The 24,197-nt window shown below is 63.6% G+C and carries 21 protein-coding genes and 1 tRNA gene; 16 read left to right on the forward strand and 6 right to left on the reverse strand.

What is annotated here, in order from left to right; all coding sequences use genetic code 11:
* Nucleotides 1-32 precede the first annotated feature (32 nt).
* Nucleotides 33-494, forward strand: a complete 462-nt coding sequence (locus tag M3G14_RS06805) for a hypothetical protein (RefSeq protein ID WP_259925726.1) — start codon at nucleotides 33-35, stop codon at nucleotides 492-494.
* Nucleotides 495-548: 54 nt separating this feature from the next.
* On the opposite strand, the gene M3G14_RS06810 is transcribed toward M3G14_RS06805, so the two are convergent.
* Nucleotides 549-1,325, reverse strand: a complete 777-nt coding sequence (locus tag M3G14_RS06810; protein ID WP_259925730.1) for a Bax inhibitor-1/YccA family protein — start codon at nucleotides 1,323-1,325, stop codon at nucleotides 549-551.
* 123 nt (nucleotides 1,326-1,448) lie between these two features.
* Here M3G14_RS06810 and M3G14_RS06815 point away from each other — a divergent pair, with 123 nt between their 5' ends.
* The 4 genes from M3G14_RS06815 to M3G14_RS06830 are packed head-to-tail and all read left to right on the forward strand — an operon-like array spanning nucleotide 1,449 to nucleotide 5,659.
* On the forward strand, nucleotides 1,449-2,447 hold the full coding sequence (locus tag M3G14_RS06815) for a suppressor of fused domain protein (RefSeq protein ID WP_259925731.1): 999 nt from the start codon (nucleotides 1,449-1,451) through the stop codon (nucleotides 2,445-2,447).
* Nucleotides 2,448-2,502: 55 nt separating this feature from the next.
* Nucleotides 2,503-3,261 (forward strand): SDR family NAD(P)-dependent oxidoreductase, encoded by a 759-nt coding sequence (locus M3G14_RS06820; RefSeq protein WP_259925732.1) that lies wholly within the window; start codon nucleotides 2,503-2,505, stop codon nucleotides 3,259-3,261.
* 11 nt (nucleotides 3,262-3,272) lie between these two features.
* On the forward strand, nucleotides 3,273-4,826 hold the full coding sequence (gene crtI / locus M3G14_RS06825) for a phytoene desaturase family protein (RefSeq protein WP_259925733.1): 1,554 nt from the start codon (nucleotides 3,273-3,275) through the stop codon (nucleotides 4,824-4,826).
* Nucleotides 4,827-4,840: 14 nt separating this feature from the next.
* Nucleotides 4,841-5,659 (forward strand): hypothetical protein, encoded by an 819-nt coding sequence (locus M3G14_RS06830; protein ID WP_259925734.1) that lies wholly within the window; start codon nucleotides 4,841-4,843, stop codon nucleotides 5,657-5,659.
* Between the two features lie 14 nt (nucleotides 5,660-5,673).
* Here M3G14_RS06830 and M3G14_RS06835 read toward each other — a convergent pair.
* A tRNA-Leu gene (locus M3G14_RS06835) sits at nucleotides 5,674-5,750 on the reverse strand.
* Nucleotides 5,751-5,940: 190 nt separating this feature from the next.
* Between M3G14_RS06835 and M3G14_RS06840 the strand changes: the two genes are divergently transcribed.
* From M3G14_RS06840 to M3G14_RS06850, 3 genes are read left to right on the forward strand one after another with little or no spacing between them, the layout of a single operon-like run.
* The gene (locus M3G14_RS06840) at nucleotides 5,941-6,966 is read left to right on the forward strand and encodes a DNA cytosine methyltransferase (RefSeq protein ID WP_259925735.1); all 1,026 of its coding nucleotides are present in this window, start codon (nucleotides 5,941-5,943) and stop codon (nucleotides 6,964-6,966) included.
* Complete coding sequence (locus tag M3G14_RS06845) at nucleotides 6,963-7,847, forward strand: NgoMIV family type II restriction endonuclease (protein WP_259925736.1); 885 nt, start codon at nucleotides 6,963-6,965, stop codon at nucleotides 7,845-7,847. Before M3G14_RS06840 ends, M3G14_RS06845 begins: the two co-directional genes overlap by 4 nt.
* A gap of 14 nt (nucleotides 7,848-7,861) precedes the next feature.
* Nucleotides 7,862-8,482 (forward strand): CPBP family intramembrane glutamic endopeptidase, encoded by a 621-nt coding sequence (locus M3G14_RS06850; RefSeq protein WP_259925737.1) that lies wholly within the window; start codon nucleotides 7,862-7,864, stop codon nucleotides 8,480-8,482.
* Here the strand turns inward: M3G14_RS06850 and mfd are convergent.
* Together mfd and M3G14_RS06860 are read right to left on the reverse strand one after the other, a co-directional pair.
* On the reverse strand, nucleotides 8,472-12,098 hold the full coding sequence (mfd, locus tag M3G14_RS06855; protein WP_259925743.1) for a transcription-repair coupling factor: 3,627 nt from the start codon (nucleotides 12,096-12,098) through the stop codon (nucleotides 8,472-8,474). The genes M3G14_RS06850 and mfd overlap by 11 nt on opposite strands.
* A gap of 4 nt (nucleotides 12,099-12,102) precedes the next feature.
* On the reverse strand, nucleotides 12,103-12,744 hold the full coding sequence (locus M3G14_RS06860) for a TetR/AcrR family transcriptional regulator (protein WP_259925744.1): 642 nt from the start codon (nucleotides 12,742-12,744) through the stop codon (nucleotides 12,103-12,105).
* Between the two features lie 252 nt (nucleotides 12,745-12,996).
* Here M3G14_RS06860 and M3G14_RS06865 point away from each other — a divergent pair, with 252 nt between their 5' ends.
* Nucleotides 12,997-13,164: a hypothetical protein gene (locus M3G14_RS06865; protein WP_259925746.1), complete on the forward strand. Its 168-nt coding sequence runs from the start codon at nucleotides 12,997-12,999 to the stop codon at nucleotides 13,162-13,164.
* On the opposite strand, the gene M3G14_RS06870 is transcribed toward M3G14_RS06865, so the two are convergent.
* Nucleotides 13,142-14,458, reverse strand: a complete 1,317-nt coding sequence (locus M3G14_RS06870; RefSeq protein ID WP_259925748.1) for a multicopper oxidase family protein — start codon at nucleotides 14,456-14,458, stop codon at nucleotides 13,142-13,144. The genes M3G14_RS06865 and M3G14_RS06870 overlap by 23 nt on opposite strands.
* 220 nt (nucleotides 14,459-14,678) lie before the next feature.
* Between M3G14_RS06870 and M3G14_RS06875 the strand changes: the two genes are divergently transcribed.
* The 5 genes from M3G14_RS06875 (at nucleotide 14,679) to hisC (ending at nucleotide 20,810) form a co-directional block, all read left to right on the forward strand.
* Nucleotides 14,679-15,923 (forward strand): MFS transporter, encoded by a 1,245-nt coding sequence (locus M3G14_RS06875; protein WP_259925749.1) that lies wholly within the window; start codon nucleotides 14,679-14,681, stop codon nucleotides 15,921-15,923.
* A gap of 61 nt (nucleotides 15,924-15,984) precedes the next feature.
* Entirely contained in the window at nucleotides 15,985-17,424 is a 1,440-nt protein-coding gene (gene glmU, locus M3G14_RS06880; protein WP_259925752.1) for a bifunctional UDP-N-acetylglucosamine diphosphorylase/glucosamine-1-phosphate N-acetyltransferase GlmU, read from the forward strand.
* A 9-nt stretch (nucleotides 17,425-17,433) separates the two neighbouring features.
* Complete coding sequence (locus M3G14_RS06885; protein ID WP_259925753.1) at nucleotides 17,434-18,411, forward strand: ribose-phosphate diphosphokinase; 978 nt, start codon at nucleotides 17,434-17,436, stop codon at nucleotides 18,409-18,411.
* The gene (locus M3G14_RS06890) at nucleotides 18,412-19,764 is read left to right on the forward strand and encodes an amino acid permease (protein ID WP_259925754.1); all 1,353 of its coding nucleotides are present in this window, start codon (nucleotides 18,412-18,414) and stop codon (nucleotides 19,762-19,764) included.
* 11 nt (nucleotides 19,765-19,775) lie between these two features.
* The gene (gene hisC / locus M3G14_RS06895) at nucleotides 19,776-20,810 is read left to right on the forward strand and encodes a histidinol-phosphate transaminase (protein WP_259925755.1); all 1,035 of its coding nucleotides are present in this window, start codon (nucleotides 19,776-19,778) and stop codon (nucleotides 20,808-20,810) included.
* On the opposite strand, the gene M3G14_RS06900 is transcribed toward hisC, so the two are convergent.
* Complete coding sequence (locus tag M3G14_RS06900) at nucleotides 20,807-22,276, reverse strand: NAD-dependent succinate-semialdehyde dehydrogenase (protein ID WP_259925756.1); 1,470 nt, start codon at nucleotides 22,274-22,276, stop codon at nucleotides 20,807-20,809. The genes hisC and M3G14_RS06900 overlap by 4 nt on opposite strands.
* 115 nt (nucleotides 22,277-22,391) lie before the next feature.
* On the opposite strand from M3G14_RS06900, the gene M3G14_RS06905 reads away from it, so the two are divergent.
* Nucleotides 22,392-23,339 carry an ImmA/IrrE family metallo-endopeptidase gene (locus M3G14_RS06905; protein ID WP_259925757.1) on the forward strand — a complete coding sequence of 316 codons (948 nt, stop codon included), beginning with the start codon at nucleotides 22,392-22,394 and terminating at the stop codon, nucleotides 23,337-23,339.
* Between the two features lie 177 nt (nucleotides 23,340-23,516).
* Entirely contained in the window at nucleotides 23,517-24,158 is a 642-nt protein-coding gene (locus M3G14_RS06910; RefSeq protein WP_259925759.1) for a 50S ribosomal protein L25/general stress protein Ctc, read from the forward strand.
* Nucleotides 24,159-24,197: the final 39 nt, after the last annotated feature.

Below are 24,197 nucleotides of genomic sequence, written 5' to 3' on the forward strand. Positions count from 1 at the left end.
GTTTTGAGTTGAACCGTAGAAGGACTGATCCTGTGATTTCCGTTTCCCGCCCCGCCGCTGCCGGTCTGATCGCTGTGGCAGCTGTGTCCCTCGCCGCCTGCCACCCGCCGCACCAGGTCGATTCCGAGCAGAAGATCGACACCGCAACCAGCCAGAAGGCTGAGTCCCTGGCGTCCTACGGCGCCACCACCGCGGCTTCGAGCGCCCCGGCTGATGCAACGCCGACTATCGCGAACTGCGGCGAGGTCGAGCTCGAGCGCCCGACCGAATTCAACCTTGACTGCCAGGGCCAGGATGACGTCCTGCAGAACATCACCTGGGATTCCTGGGGCGCTGAGTCTGCTACCGGCACCGGTACTCGCGTCACGCAGGACTCGGACGCGCAGCAGCCCGAGGTTGCTATCGCGTTGAGCAACCCGCAGCTGGTCAACGGAGTGCTGGCGTACACCGATATCACGGTTGACGGCACCCCGGTCTTCCCCGAGGGCAACTAGTCCACAAGCATAAAGCCCGGTACCGCAAGGTACCGGGCTTTTGCGTGCCTTAGCTTAGCGTTCCTGGAAGAGGTACAGCAGGCGCAGGATCTCGGTGTAGAGCCACACCAGGGTCACTGCGAGGCCGAGTGCCACGCCCCAGGCAGCCTGAGCCGGCGCGCCGGTGCGCACCAGTTTGTCGGCCACATCGAAGTCCTGCAGGAAGGACAGCGCCGCAAGCACCACGCACACGAGGCCGAAGATGATGGCCAGCGTGCCGCCGCCGCGCAGCGGGTTAATCCCGGTGAAGATGGCGAGGAGGAAGTTGCCCAGCGCCATAATCGCCACGCCGAAGATCAGGCCAGTGAGGATGCGGTTGAAGCGCGGGGTCACCCGGATGGCACCGGTGCGGTAGACCACGAGCATGCCGAGGAAGACGCCGATCGTGCCGACAATCGCCTGGAAGACGATCATGCTGCCGGACGAATCGCCGACCCGCATCCCGGCAAAGAGGAAGGAGAACCCGCCAACGAAGAGGCCCTCGAAAGCGGCGTAAATCAGCGTGAGGGTCTTGGAGCCGAACTTCTTCGAAAACGCGTGCACGAGCACGGTGATGAAGGCACCAATGGCACCGCCGAAGGTAAGCATGATGGCCAGGCCCGCGTTGGACAGGCCCAGCATAAAGTTCGCAACCGCGAAGACGACGATGACCGCAAGGGTGATGCCGGTCTTGCTCACCACGTCATCGATGGTCATCGGGCGCTCGGCGTCTGTGACCTGCGGGCTCTGGTAGCCGTAGCCCTGCTGGTCGGCTTGGGGCAAGTTCTTCAGTACTGGGTTGTTACTTCGCACCTTTTGGTCAAGTCCTTTCCGTGTACGTGTTCACGTGTGTATCTGGCGCCACATCAGCGCCTGTTCACAATGTGTAACGCACCACTGTCGTGGAAAGTTCCCACGCGGGCCTAAAGTGTTGGTATGCAGTTGCCCAGTTGGGGCGCGCCTGCACTGTTTGCCCGCGCCCGCTCCCAGAGGTTTCGCCCCACGTTGGTGGGCGATGCGTTGCGCGAGCAGCTTCTTGCGTGCACCGGCGACCCGGATCCTTTTGCCACGATGTACCGCGACGTGGAAATCCTCGCTTTCCGGGTCGAGTCGCCACTGCCCCACTGGTTGTTTTCCACCTTCGGGCTCGCGCCGGTGCGATCCTCGCAGCCGCTGGCGGGCACGCATACCGAGCTGACGATTCGCGTGCCGGTTAGTCGCACTCCCCTACCCCCGGACTGGCCCGCTGCGTTACTCGCGCACCTTGTGCGCCACATCCGGCAGCGCGGCGTCAGCATCGAGCAGGGGCACTACATGGACTTGCACCGACCGGTACGCCAAGGCTCCCAGCTGACGGGGCTGAGTTTCGTCACCGACCCGCTCCTCGGGATTGTCGACGGGCCGCTGGCTCTGACCCAGTTCACCTACGCGGTGGGGTTGACGACCGCAGATTTGCACGCAGCGCTTGCCTGGGATCCGCTGAAGTTCACGGGCGTGCTCGGCGACGTCTTCCCCCTTGGGTTAAGCGACCCAGACCGTGCCGACGTCGCCGCGGATGCACAAGCTGCAGACCGTATCATCGCTGCGACCAAAGCCGAGGGATCGAGCATCGGCGCTGCAAGCGTGCGCCTGCTCGGTGCAGAGCCGGGCGGGCGTATCGACGTCGACGCCTCCGGCGCACGGGCGATTCTGCGCGCGATGCGCCACCGCCTGCCCTTTGGCCGCAGCTTCGCACTGGTGGAGGCAGCCGGCAGCGCGTGGCTGCTCTTCGAGCCGGCCGCAGATCCCGCGCTGACCCCGCAGGATCAGGGCCTGCGTGTGCAGACCCCCGACACGCTGCGCAACGAACTGCTGGCCACGTTGGACGCGAGTCCGGGCAAGTATTCCTTTGTCAGCGCACCGCTGACGCTGCACGTGGTAGACACCAGCACGTAAGCGCCGGAGCTTTTAGAGTTGGTGGAGAAGGATCACGCAGAGGAAAGGACACCCCATGGGCATCTTTGACAATCGGGTCGCACTGGTGACGGGTGCAGGTTCCGGCATCGGCAAGGCTATCGCCGAGGACCTGGCCGCGCACGGCGCCAAGGTGGTGGCGAGTGACATCAACGTTGAGGCCGTCGAAAAGCTCGCTGCGCAGATTGCGGAGCGAGGTGGCGTCGCGAAGCCTTTCGCCCAGGATGCCTCGAGTAAGGAAGACAACGCCGCCGCGGTCGCATTCGCGGTGGAGCACTTCGGCGCGCTGCATCTCGCGGTGAACAATGCGGGCATCGGCGACCAGGTCCCGCTCGCCGAGAAGAAGCTCGAGGACTGGGATCGTTTGATCAACCTGAACCTCAACGGGGTGGCCTACGGCTGCCACTACCAGCTCATCCAGATGCTCGACCAAGACGACGGCGTGCCGTGCGCAATCGTGAACATGTCCTCGATCCACGGATCCGTGGCCCGCAAGGGCGGCATCGCCGCCTACGCCGCCGCCAAGCACGGGGTGATCGGACTGACCAAATCTATCGCCGCCGACTACGCGGACAAAGGTATCCGCTGCACCTGCGTGGGCCCCGGCTACATCGACACCCCGCTGCTGGAGCGCCTGGGTGAAGAGAAGCGCCAGGAGCTGATGCACCGCCACCCGCAGGACCGACTTGGCAAACCCGAAGAGGTCGCCGCGCTGGTGCGCTTCCTGCTCAGCGACGAAGCCTCGTTCATCAACGGCTCCTACCACCTCGTCGACGGCGGCTACACCTCCATCTAGAAAGCGATCCTGTGTCCACTTCACCCCAACGCGCAGCCGTCATCGGCGCTGGTTTCGCTGGCCTCGCTACTGCTGCGCTGCTTGCCCGCGAGGGCTACGACGTCACAGTCATCGACCGCCTCGATGCTGTCGGCGGTCGCGCTGGCGAGGAAACCTTTGCGGGGTTTCGCTTCGACATGGGCCCGTCGTGGTACCTCATGCCGGATGCCTTTGACCACTTCTTTGCGCTCTTCGGCTACCGCACCGAGGAACTCCTGGACTTGGTACCGCTCGACCCCGCCTACCGCCTGTTCCCGCAGGGCCAGGCCCCAATCGAAGTACCCCGGGATCCGGCACAGACCACGCAACTTTTCGAGTCGATCGAGCCCGGGGCCGGCGAAGCACTCACCGAGTATTTGGAGTCCGCGCAGCGCACCTACGACCTGGCGCTGCGGCACTTCCTCTACACCACCTTTTCTTCGCCTGCGGCGTTTCTCACCCCGGAGGTGCGCGCGGGCTACGCGGATTTAGCCAGATTCCTCACCACCCCGCTCGACCGCTTCGTCGCCCGCCGTTTCCGCGATACGCGACTGCGCCAGATGCTCACCTACCCCGCCGTCTTCCTCTCCTCGCACCCCTCGAAGACCCCCGCGCTCTACCACCTGATGAGCCACACGGATCTCACCCAGGGCGTGCGCTACCCGCTCGGCGGCTTCGCTGCAGTGGTGGAGGCGGTCTACCGCATCGCCCGCGAGCAGGGCGTGCATTTCCGCATGGGCACTGAGGTCAGCGCGATCACCTTCGAGGGCTCGCGCGCCACCGGTGTGCAGGTGGGCACGGAGCAGTTGCTTTTCGACGTCGTCGTGTCCGCCGCCGACCTCCACCACACCGAGACACGCCTGCTGCCGCCGGACAGGCGCACCTACGACGAGCCCTACTTCGGCAAGCGCGACCCCGGGGTCAGCGCAGTGCTCGTGCTGTGCGGGGTGCGTGGGAAACTCCCCCAGCTGGATCACCACAACTTGTTGTTTAGCCGCGAATGGGACACGGATTTCGACGCGGTCTTTGCCGGCCCTGTCACCGAGCGCCCACTCGGTGCCTCCCAGTCGATCTATGTGTCGAAGCCTTCCGCCACCGATCCGAGCACTGCCCCGGCGGGTGACGAGAACCTGTTCGTCCTCGTTCCGGCTCCGTCCTCGGCGGCGCTGGGGGCAGGCGATGCGTACGGCGAGGGGGCGTCGGCAAGCGTGCAAGCGATCGCCGATGCTGCCCTGGACCAGATCGCCCAGTGGTGCTACATCCCGGACCTTCACGAGCGCATCGTGGTGCGAAAGACAGTTGGGCCGGCCGATTTTGCCGCGCGCTACCACGCGTGGTCCGGCGGGGCGATCGGCCCGGCGCATACGCTGCGGCAATCGGCCTTTCTGCGCGGGCGCAACGCCTCCCGGAAGCTGGAGAATCTCTACTACGCCGGCGCGACAACGGTGCCCGGGGTGGGCGTGCCGATGTGCCTGATCAGCGCGGAAAACGTGCTCAAACGGTTGCGGGGTGACAGGAGTTCCGGCCCACTGCCAACCGATTTTTAAGTATGGTCGGGCCCATGAAACGACACGCAGCAATTGCCGCAACGCTTGTGACCACTATCGGCCTGACCCTGGCCGGCTGCTCCGAGGACGATGCCCCTGTCGCCGAAGCACCTGAGTCTGCAGAGTCTGCAGAGTCCGCAGGAACTGCTGAATCGGCGGAAGCCTCCGCACCGAAGGAGGACGACTCCGGCGAGGCCCCCACCGAGCACAGCAAGAAGGCCCAGGAGCTCATCGCCGCGTTCAAGGAGCACTACCCCGACGCCGAGGAGACGGACCTCAACGAGCTGTACGCGCAGATGGAACAGGCCACCGAGGAGATGCCCGAAGAGCCAGACGTGAAGGTGGACCCGCCGGAGTGCGACTTCTCCGATAAGACTGAGGAGCTGGATACGCTGGCCACCGATCGCTCCTTCGGCACGCTGGTCTCGACAACCGTGGGCGGCTCTGAACCTGCCGAGGACGATATGGGGATTCCCCCGATGGATGCGACCTCGATCGACCTAGTCATCCACGACTTCGCCGACGAGAAGGACGCCAAGACCTACCTCGAGGGCAGCGACCTGTACGACGGCAAGTGCTCCGAGATCACCGTCACGAACGGCGAGGGCGAGGGCGCGTTTGAGGCCCACCAGACCTTCGAGAAGAACGACCTCTCCCTCGACGGCGCGGACGATTCCTTCTCCAACAACGTGACCATGGATGGCGCGCTCAGCCAGAGCGGCGGCATGCTGTTTGCCCGCTTCGGCAGCACTGTGGTGACCATTTCTACCTCTGGCCAGGACCCGGACGAGGCCCGCCAGGCGCTCGAAGAGACCGTTTCGGCCCTGAACTAGAAAAAGGGCAGATTTGGTGCCCCCAGTGGGACTCGAACCCACACTGAATCGATTTTAAGTCGACTGCCTCTGCCGATTGGGCTATGGGGGCAACAGGCAAATATCGTACCCGCCCACACCGTCTCACCCCGAATCGGCACCGTGCGGCCCCCTGGGTAAGGTAGAAACACACCCAGCGGAAGAACAAGCGAATGATTGTTCGATTGAAGTGCTTCCAATGTTTGCGCCCGCATTACACTCATGCGTTAAAACAAACGGGTTAATACAAGGTAGGTTGCACGATGAAGGAAAAGCTGACGTCAGTTGAGATTTGCGCAGGTGCCGGCGGTCAGGCATTAGGCCTGGAACAGGCTGGATTCGACCACAGCGCTGTTGTAGAAATTGACAACCACGCGGTTGCAACGCTTCGCGCCAATCGTCCGGAATGGAATGTTATCCACCAGGACGTCTTAGAGTTCGACATCTCCCCCTACACCGAAGATCTCGATCTTTTTGCTGGAGGTGTCCCCTGCCCTCCTTTTTCCATTGCCGGTAAGCAGCTCGGCCAGGACGACGAACGCGATCTTTTCCCACGTGCAATTGAGCTGATAGCCGAGGCCCACCCTAAAGCTGTAATGCTTGAAAACGTCAGGGGCTTGGCACAGCCCCGATTTGAGGCATATCGAAGCCAGCTCGTCAACCAACTTGCGGACTTGGGCTACCAATCGCATTGGGAACTAATCACCGCAGCTGACTATTCGGTGCCCCAACTAAGACCACGCTTTATCCTCGTCGCGCTACAAGAAGAATACGCGGAGTACTTCGCTTGGCCCGAGCCGGTTGGCACCAGAACAACAGTGGGAGAAGCGCTTGAGCCGCTCATGGCCGAGAATGGCTGGCCTGGCGCAAAGGCCTGGGCAAAGCAAGCCAACAATATAGGCCCAACCCTCGTTGGCGGTTCGAAGAAGCATGGGGGCCCTGACGTTGGCCCGTCACGGGCCCGGGAAGCTTGGAAGAAGCTCGGCGTGCGTGGTACCAGTATCGCGGAAGAGTCCCCCACCGCCGATTTCCCAACAGATCTCCAAGAGGAGCTTCCTCGCCTGACTGTTAGGATGGGCGCAGTAATCCAGGGCTTCCCTTCGGAGTGGAAGTGGGAGGGCGGCAAAACCGCCGCCTGGAAGCAAGTAGGAAATGCATTCCCGCCACCGGTCGCACGAGCTATCGGTACTCGCATCGCCGCTGCATTGCGAAAAGAGCCCCTAGCCCAGCTCGCTCCCGCGACTCCGATTATCCCCGACCTGCCGCTCTTGGAAGAACTCTCATCATGACAATGCACCCTGCGCTCATCACCGCTGCGCGGCAGAACCTCCACCGGGAGCTAATCGATAGCGGAACGTTGACCATTACGGAAACGAACCTTGGCCGGGTAGCTTCAAATGCTGATCGGAGCCAAGCAACCTCCCGCCGACTCGCTTTGCACGTCGCCGAGCAGCTTCATGCGCATACTGCGGTAAAAAGCGCTGGCCAAACCGCCGGTGCAGGATTCGAACGCATCGTCGCCGATTTCTTGCGGGCTACGTTTCCGAAGATGCAATCTGCTCGTCCAGGGGATTGGACAATCCTTAACGTAGGTAGCTCTCGGCGAAAAGATCACCTCTCCGCGTATGAGCCTTACACACATCTGGCCGACCTCGCCGAAGCGATTCGTCTAAACCCCGAAATCGGTGCCTCGCTTGGCAATAACTACGTCATTTCCCCGGACATCCTCGTCCTGCGGGAGGCCTTACCCGACAGCACCTTGAATCAAGACCTCAAGGTAGTTGATGACCACTCAGGTTTGCTTTCCCCAGTGCGTGCTGCAAACCGCAATTCTCCAACCCAGCACGTTCACGCGGTTATTTCCTGCAAGTGGACAATGCGCAGCGACCGATCCCAAAATACACGCGCGGAAGCACTAAATCTCATCCGCAACAGGAAAGGACGATCCCCGCACATCATCGCTGTCACAAACGAACCCACGATGAGCAGAATCGCTAGCCTTGCCCTCGGCACCGGCGACATTGACATGGTGTACCACGTCGCGCTCAATGAGCTGATGCTCGCAATCGAGGATGAAGGCAGCGATGATGCGAAGGAGCTCCTCGAGACACTGGTACATGGCAACCGATTGCGAGATATCGGTGACCTCCCGCTCGACCTATCGGTCTAACTATCTGTACCCCAATGCCCCGCCAATGGCTCTTCCTTCTGCCCTGCGCCCTCGGCGCGCTCGGGCTCTTCCTCGCCCGCCGCGCAGGCGACGGCTCCCCCGGTTTCTTCGCCGCCACGCTCGCTACCGCCGCACTCTACGGTCTCGCCTGGTGGGTGTGGGGAAATCCTTCGGCGCTTTCCGGGCCGCGCAAGCTTCACGACGTCGCGCTCGGGGTCGTATCCGGCCTCGCGCTCGCCCTCGTGTTCTTCCTCGGCGCACTCGTCGTCGCTTTTATCCCGTTTCTGGCCGAACCCGCAACCGAGCTGCTCGCCACCACGCAGAAGGGTGGGCTTGTGCCCACCCTTGCCGTGCTCGTGCTCAACGGGGTTGGCGAGGAGCTGGTCTACCGCGACATGGTGCCGCGCCAACTCAGGGCTATGGGTATTCACGCCACGGGTATTTTCTCCACGCTGCTCTACACACTGATCACCGTTGCGATGGGCGTGCCGCTCCTACTCGTCGGCGCGTGCGTGTTGGGCGCGCTGGCTTTCGTGCTCGCCACGCGCACCGGCAGGTGCCTCGCCCCAATCGCCGCGCACCTGACGTGGAGTACCTCCATGGCTCTGGTGCTGCCGCTGCTGCTTACTCGCTAACCGAGATCACTTTCTTCTTTTTCTTCTCCTTCTGCTTCACCCCGTTCACGTCGATGGTGTCGACGTCGAACATGGCAGAGATGAAGTCGGCCACCCACTGCACGAGTTCGATGTCGCGCAGGTTCGGGCTGTTGATCGCCTTCGACTCGCGCGGCATGGGCACCTGCAGCGTCTTCGCGGCGGCGCGGTAGTTCGCCCCGGAATACAGGCGCTTGAGTCGCACCTGCTTGGAATCCGGCAGCTCGACGGGGTGGAACTTGATGCGCGTACCCTGCACCAAGATGTCTGCAATGCCGGCCTTGCGCGCCTGGTGGCGCAGCCGTGCCACGGCCATCAGGCGGTCGACCTCCACCGGCATGGGACCGAAACGATCCACCATTTCCTCTGCCACGCGGCGCAGGTCGTCTTCCTCGCGCGCCTCGGCGAGCTTGCGGTAGATCTCCAGGCGCAGGCGCTCGGCGTTGACGTAGGTTTCGGGGATGTGGGCGTCGACAGGCAGATCCACCCGGATCTCCTTCGGCCCCTGGTCAGTGCCGTCGATGGGCCCGCCGTCCAACATGGTCTTGAAGGTTTCGACGGCCTCGCCGACCAGGCGGACGTACATGTCAAAGCCCACGCCGGCGATGTGGCCGGACTGCTCGGCACCAAGCACGTTGCCGGCACCGCGCATTTCCAGGTCCTTCTGCGCGACCGCGATACCCGCGCCCAGGTCGTTGTTCTGGGCGATGGTGGCCAGGCGGTCGTAGGAGGTTTCGGTGAGCGTCTTTTCCTTCGGGTACAGGAAGTAGGCGTAGCCGCGCTCGCGAGAGCGCCCCACGCGGCCGCGCAGCTGGTGCAACTGGCTTAGGCCCATGTTCTGGGCGTTTTCCACAATGAGTGTGTTCGCGTTCGCGATGTCCAGGCCGGTTTCCACGATCGTGGTACACACGAGCACGTCGTACTCACGGTCCCAGAACCCCTGCACGGTCTGCTCGAGCACCTGCTCGCTCATTTGTCCGTGTGCGACCACCACGCGTGCCTCGGGCACAAGCTCGCGCAATGCGCGCGCCGTTTTCTCAATGTCGGAGACCTTGTTGTGGATGTAGAAGACCTGCCCGTCGCGCAGCAGCTCACGACGAATCGCCGCCGCCACCTGCTTGTCCTCCTGCGGCCCCACATAGGTCAGCACCGGGTGGCGGTCCTCGGGTGGGGTGGTAATCGAGGTCATCTCCCGGATCCCGGTCAGGCTCATTTCCAGGGTGCGCGGAATTGGCGTCGCGGTCATGGTGAGCACGTCCACGTGGCTCTTGAGCGCCTTGATGTGTTCCTTGTGCTCCACGCCGAAGCGCTGCTCCTCGTCCACGATGATCAGGCCGAGATCTTTCCAGTGCACGCCGGTGGCCAGCAGGCGGTGCGTGCCAATCACCACGTCGACGGAGCCGTCCGCCAACCCCGCGGTGATTTCCTTGGCCTCCTTCGCGGAGGTGAAGCGGGACAGCTCGCGCACCGTCACGCCGAAGCCCTCCATCCGCTCGGCGAAGGTGGTGTAGTGCTGTTGGGCCAACAAGGTAGTCGGCACGAGCACGGCGACCTGCTTGCCGCCCTGCACCGCCTTGAATGCGGCGCGGACCGCTACCTCCGTCTTGCCAAAGCCGACGTCACCGACGATGACGCGATCCATCGGTGTGGGCTTTTCCATGTCGTCTTTGACCGCCTCAATGGCAGCGAGCTGGTCTTCGGTTTCCACAAACGGGAAGGCGTCTTCCATCTCCTGCTGCCAAGGGGTATCCGGGGCAAAGGCGTGCCCCGGCGCGGCTTGGCGCTTGGCGTAGAGCTCGATGAGTTCGCCGGCGATCTCGCGCACGGCGGCGCGGGCCTTGCGCTTGGTGTTCTTCCAATCCGAACCGCCCATCTTGCTCAAGTGCGGCTCTTCTCCGCCGGTGTACTTGCTGAGCAGGTCGAGCGATTCCATGGGGACCCAGAGCTGGTCGCCGGGCTGGCCGCGCTTGGCCGCCTGGTACTCCAGCACGATGTACTCGCGCCGCGAGTCCTCGTCCCCGGTCTTGATGGTGCGCTCGGCCATCTTCACGAACTTGCCGATGCCGTGCGTGTCATGCACGACGTAATCGCCCGGGGACAACGCCAATGGATCCACGCGGTTGCGACGCCGCGGGGCGCGCCGCTTCGCCCCAGCGATGTCGCCGACGCGGTTGCCGGTGAGGTCAGTCTCCGTGACCACCACGAGGTTGGGCCCGGGAATAACCACGCCTGCGTGGCTCAGCGCCTGATAGAGGGTGACCGCACCCTCGACGGGCTCAAGACCGTCGGTGGCGATGCGGGCAGACACACCATGCTCGCGCAGCCGCTCGGCGGTCCGCTCGATGGTGCCCTTGGCAGGTGCAACAAAGGCGACCTTGCCGTTATTGTGCTGCACATGCAGCTTCAACGTGGCGTAGAGCTGCTCGATCGCTTTCGGATCGCCCTTCGGTGCTGGCGCGGGTTCGAACTCCAGGGGAAGGGTCTCCGTGTCGTCTGCGGTGAACATGCCGGGAGGGGCAAACGTCCACCACGCGTTACCAGCGTTTCTTGCCGACACTTCCAGTGACTCGTAGGAGCGGAACGACGACGCAGAAACATCGAGCCCCTCGACGGCGAGCGGGCCCTCGGCGCCCATGGCAGCGGCCTCCCAGCCGGCTTCGAGGAACTCGTGGTCGGTGGCTTCCAAATCCGCGATCCGGGAGCGCACCTTCTCCGGCGAAGTCACCAGGCAGATGGAGCCGGAGGGCATGAGCTCGGGCAGCACCGAGTAGGGCTGATCGGTCAGCGCGGGGATGAGCGCCTCCATCCCGTCGGCGTGCATGCCTTCGGACACGCGGGTCAAAAGCTGCACCAGGGTGGGGTTGGAGGGGAACTTCCGGGCGAGAGCGTCGGCTTTTTCGGACACGGTGGCGTCGATAAGCAGCTGCCTGGCGGGAAAGATCTCGACGATCTCGGCCTCCTCGATGGTGCGCTGGTCCGCGACCGCGAAGCTGCGGATGTCGGTGACCTCATCGCCCCAGAACTCGATGCGCACGGGGTGCTCGGCGGTTGTGGGAAACACATCAATGATGCCGCCGCGGGTGGCAAAGTCCCCGCGTTTCGACACCATATCGACGTGCTCGTAAGCGTAGTGCGCAATCTGCTCGGTCAGCTGCTCGAAGTCGTACTCGTGGTCGCGCTCGACGCGAATCGGGGCGATCTTCGGCAGGACCGGCTGGCAGGCGGCGCGCGCGGCGGCGACAATCACCTGCGGCATCTCCCACAGCACCTTGGCGCGGCGACCAACCACGTCGGGCGCGGGCGACAGCCGCTCGTGCGGCAGCGTTTCGTAGGCCGGGAACTGCGCGACCTTGTCAGGCCCCAGCAGGGCTGCCAGCTCCGCGCTCAGATCCTCCGCCTCGTGGCCGGTGGCGGTGACAACCAACAGCGGCACCTCGCGCGCCAGCGCGCCGGCAGCCCAGGCACGCACCTGGTCGATCCCGGTCACGTGCAGCGTGTCCATCCCGATGTTGGCCACCAGCCCCTTGAGTTTGGGGTCCGTCAGGGCCATGGTGAGCAGCCCGCCTAGCGCAGGCGCCGAAGCAACAGTGCTTGCCATGTACTTATTCGTCCTTACTACTTCCCGTTGTAGGCTCAATCTCAAACGGCACGATGTGCGGCTGCGCCTCTAAACCGCGCAGCCCGTTCCAACACATGTTGGCAATGTGGGCGGCCGTTTCGTACTTGTCCGGCTGCCGCTTATCCAGCCACCACAGGGCGGTATTCGACACCGTGCCAACGAGTGCCTGCCCGTACAACATGGCCACCGACGCATCTAATCCGCGCTGCCGAAACGCCTGCTCCAACAGCGCCGAGACCTGCGAGGTCACCCGGTTGAGCAGTGTGGCATACGACGGCTTCTCCCCCGGCGGCTGACCGCGCGCAATAATGATAAACCCGTCTGTTTCCTCTTCCACGTACGTCAGCACGGCGACCACGCCCTTCTCAATGCGCTCGCGCCACCGACCGTGCTGGATCACCGTAAAGATGCGCTCCTCCAGCTTGGCCATCTCTTGCTCGATCACCGCGCGGTACAGGCCCTCCTTGCCACCGAAGTGCTCGTAGATGGCGGGCTTGGACACCTCCGCACGCGCGGCGAGTTCTTCGACAGAAATACCGTCGAGGCCGCGTTCTGCAAACGCGGCGCAACCGACGTGGATGAGTTGATCCCGGCGCTGCGCGCCGGTCATTCGCTGACGGGCCATGCATTCCAGCTTACGTACCGCGCACCACGGCCTGGTATTTAAGGTTTTGGCAACCATGCGCTAGAATGAGTGCCTGCTGTTCCCCATGGTGTAATCGGCAACACTACGGTTTTTGGTACCGTCATTCTAGGTTCGAGTCCTGGTGGGGAAGCAAGTGCCCGGCCCGCGCTGTACGCGGGCCGGGCACTGTTACATGTTCAGGCGCGTCTAAACTGACATCGGTTTATCGCCCCACTGGAAGGTTCGCTGTCCATGCCCCGCCCGATTCACAGCTCAACCAAGTACGTCCCTGCACTCGACGGCATCCGCGTCATGTGGCCCACCGCAGCAACCGGCAGACCGTCGAACGCCTTCCCCGCCGGTGTAGAAACCGCGGACATCCCGAAAGATGCCGAAGTCAGCTCCGAGGGGCCGAAGTAGGGATTCTGAACTGGCCCATCATGCCCTCATCCTCGTGGAAGAGCATGTGGCAGTGGTACATGAACGTGTAGTCGTCGTTGCGGTGCATGGGAATGTCCACGTGCAGGCGCACCGTTGACAGCGGCGGGACGTAGATGGTGTCGTGCCAGCCCTCGGTGAACTCCACCTCGCCGCCTTCGACATCCAACACGCGAAAGCGCGCGTTGTGGATGTGGAAGTTGTGCGGCCAGTCTGCGTTCTCGTTGGTCACGGTCCAGATTTCTGGGCCTTCTTCCGTCTTTTCAAAATCAATGCGGTCCATGTCCATGGACTGCTCGTTGATCTGGAAGCCGTTGAGCCGGAATTCCCGCTCGGCCACGGCGTCGGCCGTTTTCACCGGTGCCGTCTCCGGCAGTGCTGGAGACGCTTCCTGGTCAAGCGTGTCCGGCACCTTGATCTGCATGAGGTCGAAGACATCGGTGAGCCCGAAGCCGTTGGCTCCCTCCTCGTCGGGCAGTCCCCCACGGTCGGGCACGCCGATGGAGCGCAACTCCAGGTCCTTGCCCGGCTGAAGGTCCACGATCACTTCGGCGCGCTCGCCCGGGCTGAGCAGGATGGAATCCACTTCCACGGGACGCTCCAGCAGCCCCTGGTCGGTGGCAATCACATGGAAAGGCACGCCCAGGCTCAGGTTGTGGAAGCGCATGGTCGCGCCGTTGAGCAGCCGCAGGCGCAGACGCCCGGCCTGCGCCTCGAGTTCCGGCTTAGTGATGCCGTTGACAAGCGGCGTATCGCCCAACAACCCGTAGGTGGGGTCGATCGTCTCGTCGAGCTGACCATCGTCGGTGAACTTCGCATCAGTAAGCACCACCGGAATGTCGTCCACGCCGTACGTATTCGGCAACCCGAGTGCATCGGAGGCCTCGTCGGCGACCACGATGCCACCGGCTAAGCCCCGGTAGGCGTGCAGCGCGGACACCCCGTGCGGGTGCGGGTGGTACCACAAGGTCGCCGCGTCCTGCTCCACGGTCCACGTCGGCGTCCAGGTCTCCCCCGGCGGGAACGTCAACGCTGGCCCGCCGTCGGCGTCGGCCGCCAGGTGCATGCCGTGCCAGTGCACCACGGTCGGCTCGGGGACCTCGTTGCGTACGGTCATGCGGATGTGCTCGCCCTTGCGCATGTACAGCGTCGGGCCGAGGAAAGCGCCGTTAAAGCCCCAAGTCTTACTTGTCACTCCGGGCAGGATCTCGTGGGTGCCTTCCTGCGCGGTCAGTTCGAAAGTACGGGTGTTGCCGTCGAGTTCTCCCTCGTACAACGGCGGGATGGGCAGCGGCCGCGCAGGTTTATCGGCGCCTTTCGGCGTGGGTTGGTCGCTCCTTGAGCAAGCCGCAAGCACCGTTCCGGCGCTCAGGACCATACCTTTGAAAAATGTGCGTCGGGAAAATCCGCGTGCCATGCCTTACCTCCTGCTTATTCGCGAGTTTGGTGCGCCTAATACGCGCGCATGTTCTGCATCAACCCTACTATTTGGGCCTATGAGCACATCCCCCGATTCGGCAATGCCGCACCAGGAGTACAACGCGCGCCGCTTTATCTGGTCGAACGGCCTGCAGGGCATCGGCGATCAGATTGTCGCCGCAAAGACGGTGCTGCCGTGGTTATTCACCGCAGCTGGCGTCCCGCCGGCGTTTACCTCGCTGCTCGTGCCGATCCGCGAGTCTGGCTCGATGCTCCCGCAAGCCGCGCTTACCCCCTGGGTCACCGCGCAGGCAAAACGCAAGCGCGCCTGGCTCATCGGCTCGTGGGGCCAGGCAGCTTCGGCCGCGCTCATCGCGCTCAGTGCCATGCTTTTCGACGGCGCCCTGCTCGGCGTCATCGTCCTCGTCCTGCTCGCCGCGCTATCGATCTTCCGTGCCCTGTGCTCAATTGCGGGCAAAGATGTCCAGGGCCGCACCATCGCGAAAGGCACCCGCGGTGTGATCACGGGCCGCGCCACCGCGCTCTCAGGTGCGTTTACCCTGGCAATCGGCCTGTTTTTATCCTTCCTGCCGAACGATTTGCCTCGCTGGGTGATCGTGGCGCTCCTTGCTGTGGGTGCCTCCACATGGGCGTTCGCCTCCCTCGTCTTCCGCTCCATCAAGGAGCCCGCAGAGGATCCTTCCCCGAAGTCCAAGGAAAACTGGGCCAAGCAGACCTACGACCTGGTCAAGGGCGATCGGCAGCTGCAGCGATTCCTCGTCGTGCGCTCGCTCATGCTGGTCACCGCGCTGTCTACCCCGTTCATCGTGGTGCTTGCGCAAACGGAGGGCGCGGATCTGTCCAGCCTGGGCGCGTTCATTATCGCCTCCGGCGGCGCCGCGCTGCTCGGCGGGCGTATTTCCGGTGTCTTTTCGGACCGTTCTTCGAAGACGACGATGGCGTGGGCGGCCGGGGTGGCGTCGACAAGCTTGCTCCTGCTCGTCGCGAGCGCGAACCTGCTGCCCGCGGCGGCCAACGCGTGGATCATGCCGATCGGCTTTTTCGTGGTGAACCTCGCGCACACTGCGGTGCGTGTGAGCCGCAAAACCTACCTGGTGGATATGGCTGATGGCGACCGACGCACTCTGATTACCGGTGCCGCAAACACCGTGATGGGCGTCGTGCTGCTGCTCGTCGGCGCGCTTTCTTCGGCTATCTCCGTGTTTGGGCCGCAGACGACGCTGATCTTCCTGGCCATCGTCGGTTTCATCGGCGTCGCCTCCGCCGCGAACCTCAAAGACGTCTCCAGCGGCGCCGCGTAGCGGTGGATACGTTAACGTAAGAAGACATCTGCCCTTATGTAGTGAATTAAAGGAGCTAAGCGTGGCCAACAACTCTCAGCGCGCCGTCGTCGTTCTCGCGGCCGGTGCCGGAACCCGGATGAAGTCGACGAAGCAGAAGACGCTGCACGAGATCGGCGGGCGCAGCCTGCTGTCGCACTCGCTGCACGCTGCGGCGGCGGTCGAGCCCGCGCACGTCGTGGCCGTGGTCGGCCACCAGCGCGACCAGGTCTCCCCTGCGGTCGATGCGATCGCTGAAGAGATGGGCATCCAGATTCTGCAGGCCGTGCAGGAGGAGCAAAACGGCACCGGCCATGCCGTCCAGTGCGGCCTTGGGGCGATCCCGGATTTTGAGGGCACCGTGGTTGTGACCAACGGCGACGTGCCGCTGTTGCAGCCGGCAACTATTGACGCGCTGATCGAAGAGCACGAGCAGGCCCACGCCGCCGTGACCGTGCTCTCCCTGGAGTTTGCCAACCCGACTGGCTACGGCCGCATCATCCGTGACGAGGCGGGCAACGTCCGCGAGATCGTCGAAGAAAAGGACGCCAACGAAGCACAGAAGCAGGTCCACGAGGTCAACTCCGGCGTCTTCGCCTTCGATGGCGCGGTGCTACGCGACGCGCTCACCCGCATCAACTCGGACAACGCACAAGGCGAGCTCTACATCACCGACGTGTTGGGCATCGCCCGCGGCGACGGGAAGAAGGTGGCTGCCTTCATCGCGCAGGACGCCCGCGAGCTCGCCGGCGTCAACGACCGTGTCCAGCTGGCCGCTGCCGGCAAGGAACTCAACCGCCGCCTCGTGGAGCAGGCAATGCGCGCCGGCGCGACTGTAGTCGACCCGGACACCACGTGGATCGGCGTGGACGTGGAAATCGGCCAGGACGTGACCATCCACCCGAACACCCAGCTGTGGGGCTCCACCGTCATCGGCGACCGCGCGGAGATCGGCCCGGACACCACGCTGACCGACATGGAGGTGCACGCTGGCGCGAAGGTCGTGCGCACGCAGGGCGAACTCGGCGTGATCGGCGAGGACGCTACCGTCGGCCCGTTCACCTACATCCGCCCGGGCACCGAGCTGGGCGCCCGCGGCAAGCTCGGCGGTTTCGTCGAGTCCAAGAACGCCAAGATCGGCGAGGGCTCGAAGGTCCCGCACCTGACCTACATTGGCGACGCGACCGTCGGCCGCGAATCCAACATCGGCGCCTCCTCCGTCTTTGCCAACTACGACGGGGTGAACAAGCACCACACCACCATCGGCGACCACTGCCGGACCGGCTCTGACACCATGTTCGTCGCTCCGGTCACCATCGGTGATGGTGCCTACACCGCCGCGGGTACAGTAGTGACTGAAGATGTCCCGTCTGGCGCGCTCGCCATCAAGGAGGGCCGCCAGCGCAACATCGAGGGCTGGGTGGAAAAGCGCCGCCCCGGAACCGACGCTGCGGAAGCGGCGAAAAACGCACGCGAGAACTAAAGGATCGCAATGACTGGATACTCAACTGAAAGCCACAAAGACCTCAAGGTCTTCACTGGTCGCGCACATACGGCACTTGCTGAACGGGTGGCCGCGGAGCTCGGGATCGAGCTGGTGCCCACCACCGCTCGCGATTTCGCCAACGGCGAGATCTTCATCCGTTTCGAGGAGTCTGTCCGTGGCGCAGACTGCTTCGTTATGCAGTCGCACGCGCAGCCGCTGAACAAGTGGCTCATGGAGCAGCTCATCATGATTGACGCGCTCAAGCGCGGCTCCGCCAAGCGCATCACCGCGATCCTGCCCTTCTACCCCTACGCCCGCCAGGACAAGAAGCACCGCGGCCGCGAGCCGATCTCGGCCCGCCTGATCGCGGACCTGCTCACCGCCGCTGGCGCGGACCGCATCGTCTCGGTGGATCTGCACACGGACCAGATCCAGGGCTTCTTCGACGGCCCGGTCGACCACATGCACGCCCAGCCGATCCTGGTGGACTACATCAAGTCCAAGTACTCCCTGGACAACCTCGTGGTTGTCTCGCCCGACGCAGGTCGCGTGAAGACGGCGGAGAAGTGGGCCAACGCGATGGGCGACGCCCCGATGGCCTTTGTGCACAAGACCCGCGACATCGATGCGGCAAACAAGGTGGTGTCCAACCGCGTCGTCGGCGACGTTGCCGGCAAGGACTGCGTGCTCATGGACGACATGATCGACACCGGCGGCACCATCGCGGGTGCCGTCGGCGTGCTCAAGGAGGCGGGCGCAAAGTCCGTCGTCATTGCCTGCACCCACGGTGTGTTCTCCGACCCGGCCCGTGAGCGCCTGAGCGAGTGCGGCGCGGAAGAGGTCATCACCACCGACACCCTGCCGCAGTCCACCGAGGGCTGGAAGAACCTCACGGTGCTGTCCATTGCCCCGCTGCTGGCAAAGACGATCCGCGAGATCTTCGAAAACGGCTCGGTGACCACCCTCTTCGAGGGCCAGGCATAGGTGAGTGAGTTCACCGCCCCGCCGGTCGACGATGGAGGTCTGAAGCGCGGGGTGAAAACCCGCCACATGCAGATGATCGCCCTGGGCTCGTCCATCGGCACAGGGTTGTTCCTGGGCTCCGCGGAATCGATCAACTACGCTGGTCCTGCGGTGCTCCTCGGCTTTGTCATCGTCGGCGCGATCGTCTACCTGCTCATGCGCATGCTGGGCGAGATGGCGGTCGCGCACCCGGTCTCCGGCTCCTTTGCCGCCTACGCGCGCGATTTTATCGGCCCGCGGGCCGGTTTCATCGTGGGTTGGAACTGGTGGTTTACCACCATCGTGGTGGGTATGATCGAGCTTACCGCGATGGGCACCTTCTTAGACTTTTGGTTCCCCGACATCCCCCACTGGCTCACCGCCCTGGTCACCCTGGCCATCGTCGTGGTGATCAACGCCGCCCGCGTGAGCGTGTTTGCGGAGGCCGAGTACTGGCTTTCCTTTATCAAGGTCGTCGCTCTGACCTTGATGATCATCTTGGGGCTCGTGCTCGTCCTCGGCCTGGGGCCCGAGCCCGCGGTGGGCACGGAGAACCTGTTTATCCACGGCGGCTTCTTCCCGAACGGCGCCACCGGCGTGCTCTTCTCTTTAGTCGCGGTGACGTTTACCTTCGGCGGCATCATGTCAATCGGCACGGCCGCGGGCGAGGCCGAAAACCCCTCTACGACGATCCCGCGCGCGGTCAATTCCGTCATCTGGCGCATCCTGCTGTTCTACTTGGGCGGCATGAGCGTCATCCTGCTGCTCGCGCCATGGGACGAGCAGGGCGATTCAGCCAGCCCGTTCATCCGGGTGCTTACCGCCGTCGGCGTCGATGGCGCTGCCCACCTGCTCAACCTGGTGATCCTGGTGGCAGTGGCCTCGGTGTGCAACACGATGACTTACTCGGGCAGCCGCATGCTGCGCGACTTGGCGCGCAACGGCCAGGCACCGGAGTTCTTCGGCGAAACAACAAAGAAGGGCCTGCCGCTGAGGGCCCTGCTTTTCGACGCCGCGCTCATGGGCGTCGTCGTCATCCTCAATTATTTCTTCGAGGGGAAGGTCTTCGCGATCCTCCTGGCGATCATCGTGGGCTCCGAGCTGATCACGTGGGCGTCGATAAGCTTTGCGCACCTGCGCTTCCGCGCGAACGGCGGTCAATCGAGCTTCGCCGCTCCGCTCTATCCCTACGCCAACTGGCTGTGCGCAGGCTTTTACGTGCTCGTGCTGGTGCTCATGGCGTTCTTGCCGGACTACCGGGTGGGGCTTGGCGCGCTGATCGCCTGGGTCATTGGCCTGAGCATAATTGGGGCGACGAGGACACACGCGGCCTAAAATAGGCAGGCATGATTCGAAACGACCTCGCTTCCCTACCCGCTTACGTCCCCGGTGCGCGCGAAGCATCCCCAGAGACGATCAAGCTCTCCTCCAACGAATCTGCCGCCGGCCCACTGCCTGCGGTGCAGGAGGCAATGAACAAAGAACTCGCCGGGGCGAACCGCTACCCGGACATGGGCGCGGTGGATCTGCGTCAAGCCCTCGCCGCGCACCTCGGCGTCTCCTTCGAGCAGGTCGCGGTGGGCACCGGTTCCTCGGCCCTGTGCCAGCAGCTGGTGTGCGCGACCGCGCAGCCGGGCGATGAGGTGATCTTCCCCTGGCGCTCCTTCGAGGCCTACCCCATCTTCGTGCAGATCGCCGGCGCGACCCCGCGTCCAATCCCGCTTGATGCACAGCACCGCGTCGACTTGGAGGCAATGACTGGAGCAATCAATGACGCGACCCGGCTGATCTTCGTGTGCAACCCGAATAACCCGACCGGGACCACCATCACCACCGCCGAGTGGGATGCATTTATGGCAAAGGTGCCTGGCCATGTCACCGTGGCGCTGGACGAGGCCTACTTTGAATACAACCTCGCGGACGACACCCCGGTCGCCACCGAGGAGATCCTGAAGTACCCCAACGTGGTGGGCCTGCGCACTTTTTCGAAGGCCTACGGGCTCGCCGGCGTGCGCGTGGGTTATGCATTTGGCCCGGCGGACCTGATCGAGGCGATCAACAAGGTTGCCGTGCCCTTTTCCGTCAGCTCGGTGGCCCAGGCAGGAGCAATTGCCTCGCTCGAGGCGCGTGACGAGCTTGCGGTACGCGTTGAAGAGACCTGCGCCCAGCGCTCGCGCCTGACAGATACGCTCAAGGAGTACGGCACGCCTGAGTCACAGAGCAACTTCGTGTGGCTGCCAAATGCCCCAGAGGGTTTTGCCACCGACATGGCCGCCCACGGCGTGCTGGTGCGCGCCTTCCCCGAAGGCACCCGCATTACGGTGACCAACGAGGAAGAGACGAACGCGCTCCTTAGCGCTCTGCAGCGCGTACTGGACTAGTAGCGCGCGTAGGGGTCGCGCACGCCGATCATCTGCACCTCGGTGTACTCCAGCATGCCCTCGAGCGAGCCCTCGCGGCCCAGGCCGGAGGCCTTGACCCCGCCGAAGGGGATGGAGGCATCCGAGACCACGCCGGTGTTGTAGCCCACTAGGCCAAACTCCAGGTGGTCGGAGGCGCGCCACATCACGTCCGGGTCCTCGGAGAAGACATAGGAGGCGAGCCCGTACTCGGTGTCGTTGGCCATCGCCCAGGCTTCCTGCTCGGTACTGAAAGTAAAGATCGGGGCGATCGGGCCGAAGATTTCCTCGCGGAACACCTTCGCATCCGTCGAGGCTCCGGTGATCACGGTCGGCTCGAAGAAGAAGCCCTTGCCCTCAACGGCCTTGCCCCCGGTGAGGATGGTGCCGCCGTGGGCCACCGCATCGTCGACAAGCACCTGCATGTGCTCCTGCGCCTTCTTTTCCACCAGCGGGCCGACATCGACGCCTTCGTCCATGCCGTTGCCTACCTTCAGCTCGCCGACTGCCGTGGCCAGCTTGGTGGCAAACTCCTCCGCAATGGACTCGTGGACGAGGATGCGGTTGGCGGCTGTGCAGGCCTCGCCGATGTTGCGCATCTTCGCGGCCTTCACGCCCTCGACGGCACCGTCGATGTCGGCGTCTGCACACACAATCGCGGGCGCATTGCCACCCAGCTCAAGCGAAACTTTCACGACGTTGTCCGCGGCGAGCTTCATCAAGGCGGATCCGACCGGGGTGGAGCCGGTGAACGAGAGCTTGCGGCAACGGGGATCTTTCAGGATCGGTTCCGAGACGTCGGAAGCAGACTTCGCAGAGACGAGGTTGATCACGCCCGCCGGCACGCCCGCCTCTTCCATGGTCTGCACGAAGTACTGCATGGTCAACGGGGTCAGCTTGGCCGGCTTGATCACCACGGTATTGCCCGCTGCCAAAGCAGGCGCGATCTTACGCGTGGCCATAGAAAGCGGGAAGTTCCAGGGCGTGATGAGCAGGCAGGGGCCGACGGGTTTGCGCACCGTGACCATGCGGTTGCCCTTCGCCGGGTAGCGGTTGGTGTGGCCGAAGAAGTGGTTGGCCTCCTCGGAGAACCACAACAGGTAGTCCGCACCGTAGTCCACCTCGCCGAGCGCTTCGGTGTAGGACTTCCCCATCTCCGTGGTCATGATGGCCGCAAATGCTTCCTTGCGCTCCTTGACCAGATCGTAGCCCTTGCGAAGGATCTCGGCGCGCTCGCGCGGCGACGTGTGCGCCCACGTCTTCTGTGCCTCGTCTGCGGCAGCGAGCGCGTCGAGCGCGTCCTCGCGGGTGCCGGAGGCCATCGTGGCGATGACCTCTTCGGTGGCGGGGTTGAGCACCTCGTACGTCTCGCCTTGTGCACCGTCGCGCCACTCGCCATTGATGTACAGGTGCGTGTTGACCTCGCCCAAGATGTGTTGGATGTCCATAAAGTGTTCCTCATTTCACTAGGTACCGTCTTGTTACCGGTTTACCAGAGCGAAACCGATAGGGCTTTCGAACACTGCAGAATCTATGTTGGCCCCCTCCAGTACCTTGACGGCCATGGATTTCAACACAGACACCGTAGACGCTGTCCTCGCAGACCTGCTTCGCCGCTTAAGCAACCCAGAGCTCATTGCCGAGAAGTACGCGGACATGCTGCGCGCAGTGATCGTTCGCCCGCCGCAACTGTCCCCGTTTAACGCGTTCCTCGTAGAGCAGCAGCGACCAGGTGCCAGCCCGATGCTACGACTGAACGAGTGGCAGGAATACGGACGGCAGCCAAAACCCAACGTGCCAGCCGTGCTGATCCTCCAGCCTTTCGCCCCAGTCATCCCGGTCTACGAGTTCCGTGACACTGAGCCGATCCCCTACTTCGATGGCGAAGTGCTCGAGCAGCCCCCATCGTTTACCGCAGTCACAGCAGGCGGCGTCGACGCGGCGGACGTTGTGCGCACTCTCGTGGACCACGCGTGCCACATCGGCGCCGATGTCCACGCGGTTCACGTCGGAGAGCGACTTGGCGGTGACGTGCGCCGAGAAAACCGTGGAACCCGAGTCATCAAGCGCACGCACGTGGAGCACCATTTTCGGCTCATCTTCTATGTCCGTTACCAGAGCCAGGCCGAACCTGCTGTCCAGTGCGCCACCTTGGTCCACGAGTTCGCGCACATCCTTCTCGGGCACCTCGGCCCGATGAACGATGCTCCCGGCGCACCCCAACGCTGGACTCCGGAGCAACGGGAGCGACTCTTTCTGTCGAAGGAGATCAAGGAGCTCGAAGCGGAAACGGTGGCCTACCTCGTCTGCTCGCGTCTGGGGATTCGCCCGAATTCCCCGGAATACCTTGCCGGCTACGTTGGGGACATGATCGCGGCCAGCGGCACCTGGCCCGCCCAGATGTCGATTACAAAAGTGCTGGAGACGACGCACGCGATCGAGGAGCTGCTCGGGGATTATGCACGCATTCGACACCGGGCGGCGATCCGCACGTCGGAACGTTTGGCCTAGCAGCACAGGTGGGATATACTTGCACGGTCTCGGCGAGGGCTTTAAAAGCCGTTATCGACGCGATATGTATCCAGACTTATTTTTCAAGCCTGCGATCACTCGACGAGCACCTGTTCCGATCAAGTGGTCGCAGGCTTTTCCTGTGGCCCAAATACTACAAAGTACAAGGAGTCACACATGGCTGTTACCCCGATCCTGGTCAAGGTTGAAAAGCGCGAAGAGTTTGGCAAGGGTGCCGCGCGCCGTCTGCGCCGCGAAGGCCGCATCCCCGGCGTCCTCTACGAGGCCGGCATCGACAACGTGCACTTCTCCGTGGACCGCATCGAGATCTCCGCGATCATCCGCAACGAGGGCGTCAACGCCATTCTCGAGCTCGAGTACGAGGGCGAGAAGCTGCTCTGCATGGTCAAGCACGTCGACCAGAACGTCCTGAGCCTGGATATCGACCACATCGACGTCCTGGGCATTAAGCGCGGCGAGAAGGTCAACGTCGAGGTCCCGGTCGTCACCACTGGCGAGGCACACCCGGACGCTGTGGTCCTGGTGGAGAACGACCTCATCGAGATCGAGATCGACGCCCTGAGCATCCCGGACGAGCTCGAGGTTTCCATCGAGGGCAAGGAAATCGGCGACCAGATCCTGGCTGGCGACGTTGCCCTGCCGGAGGGCGCAGAGCTGCTCTCCGACCCGGAGGACCTGCTGGTCAACTTCACCTACGAGCAGGTTGATGAGGAGCTCGAGGAGGCTGCCGAGGAGGCCGAGGAGGGCGGCGCCGAGGCCGGTGCCGAGTCCGTCGAGGAAGGTGCTTCCGAGGAGTAAATCCTTACGAAGTTTCGCCCACTGTGCTTTCGCAGTGGG

The sequence above is a fragment of the Corynebacterium sp. p3-SID1056 genome (assembly GCF_025152525.1).
Lineage (GTDB): Bacteria > Actinomycetota > Actinomycetes > Mycobacteriales > Mycobacteriaceae > Corynebacterium.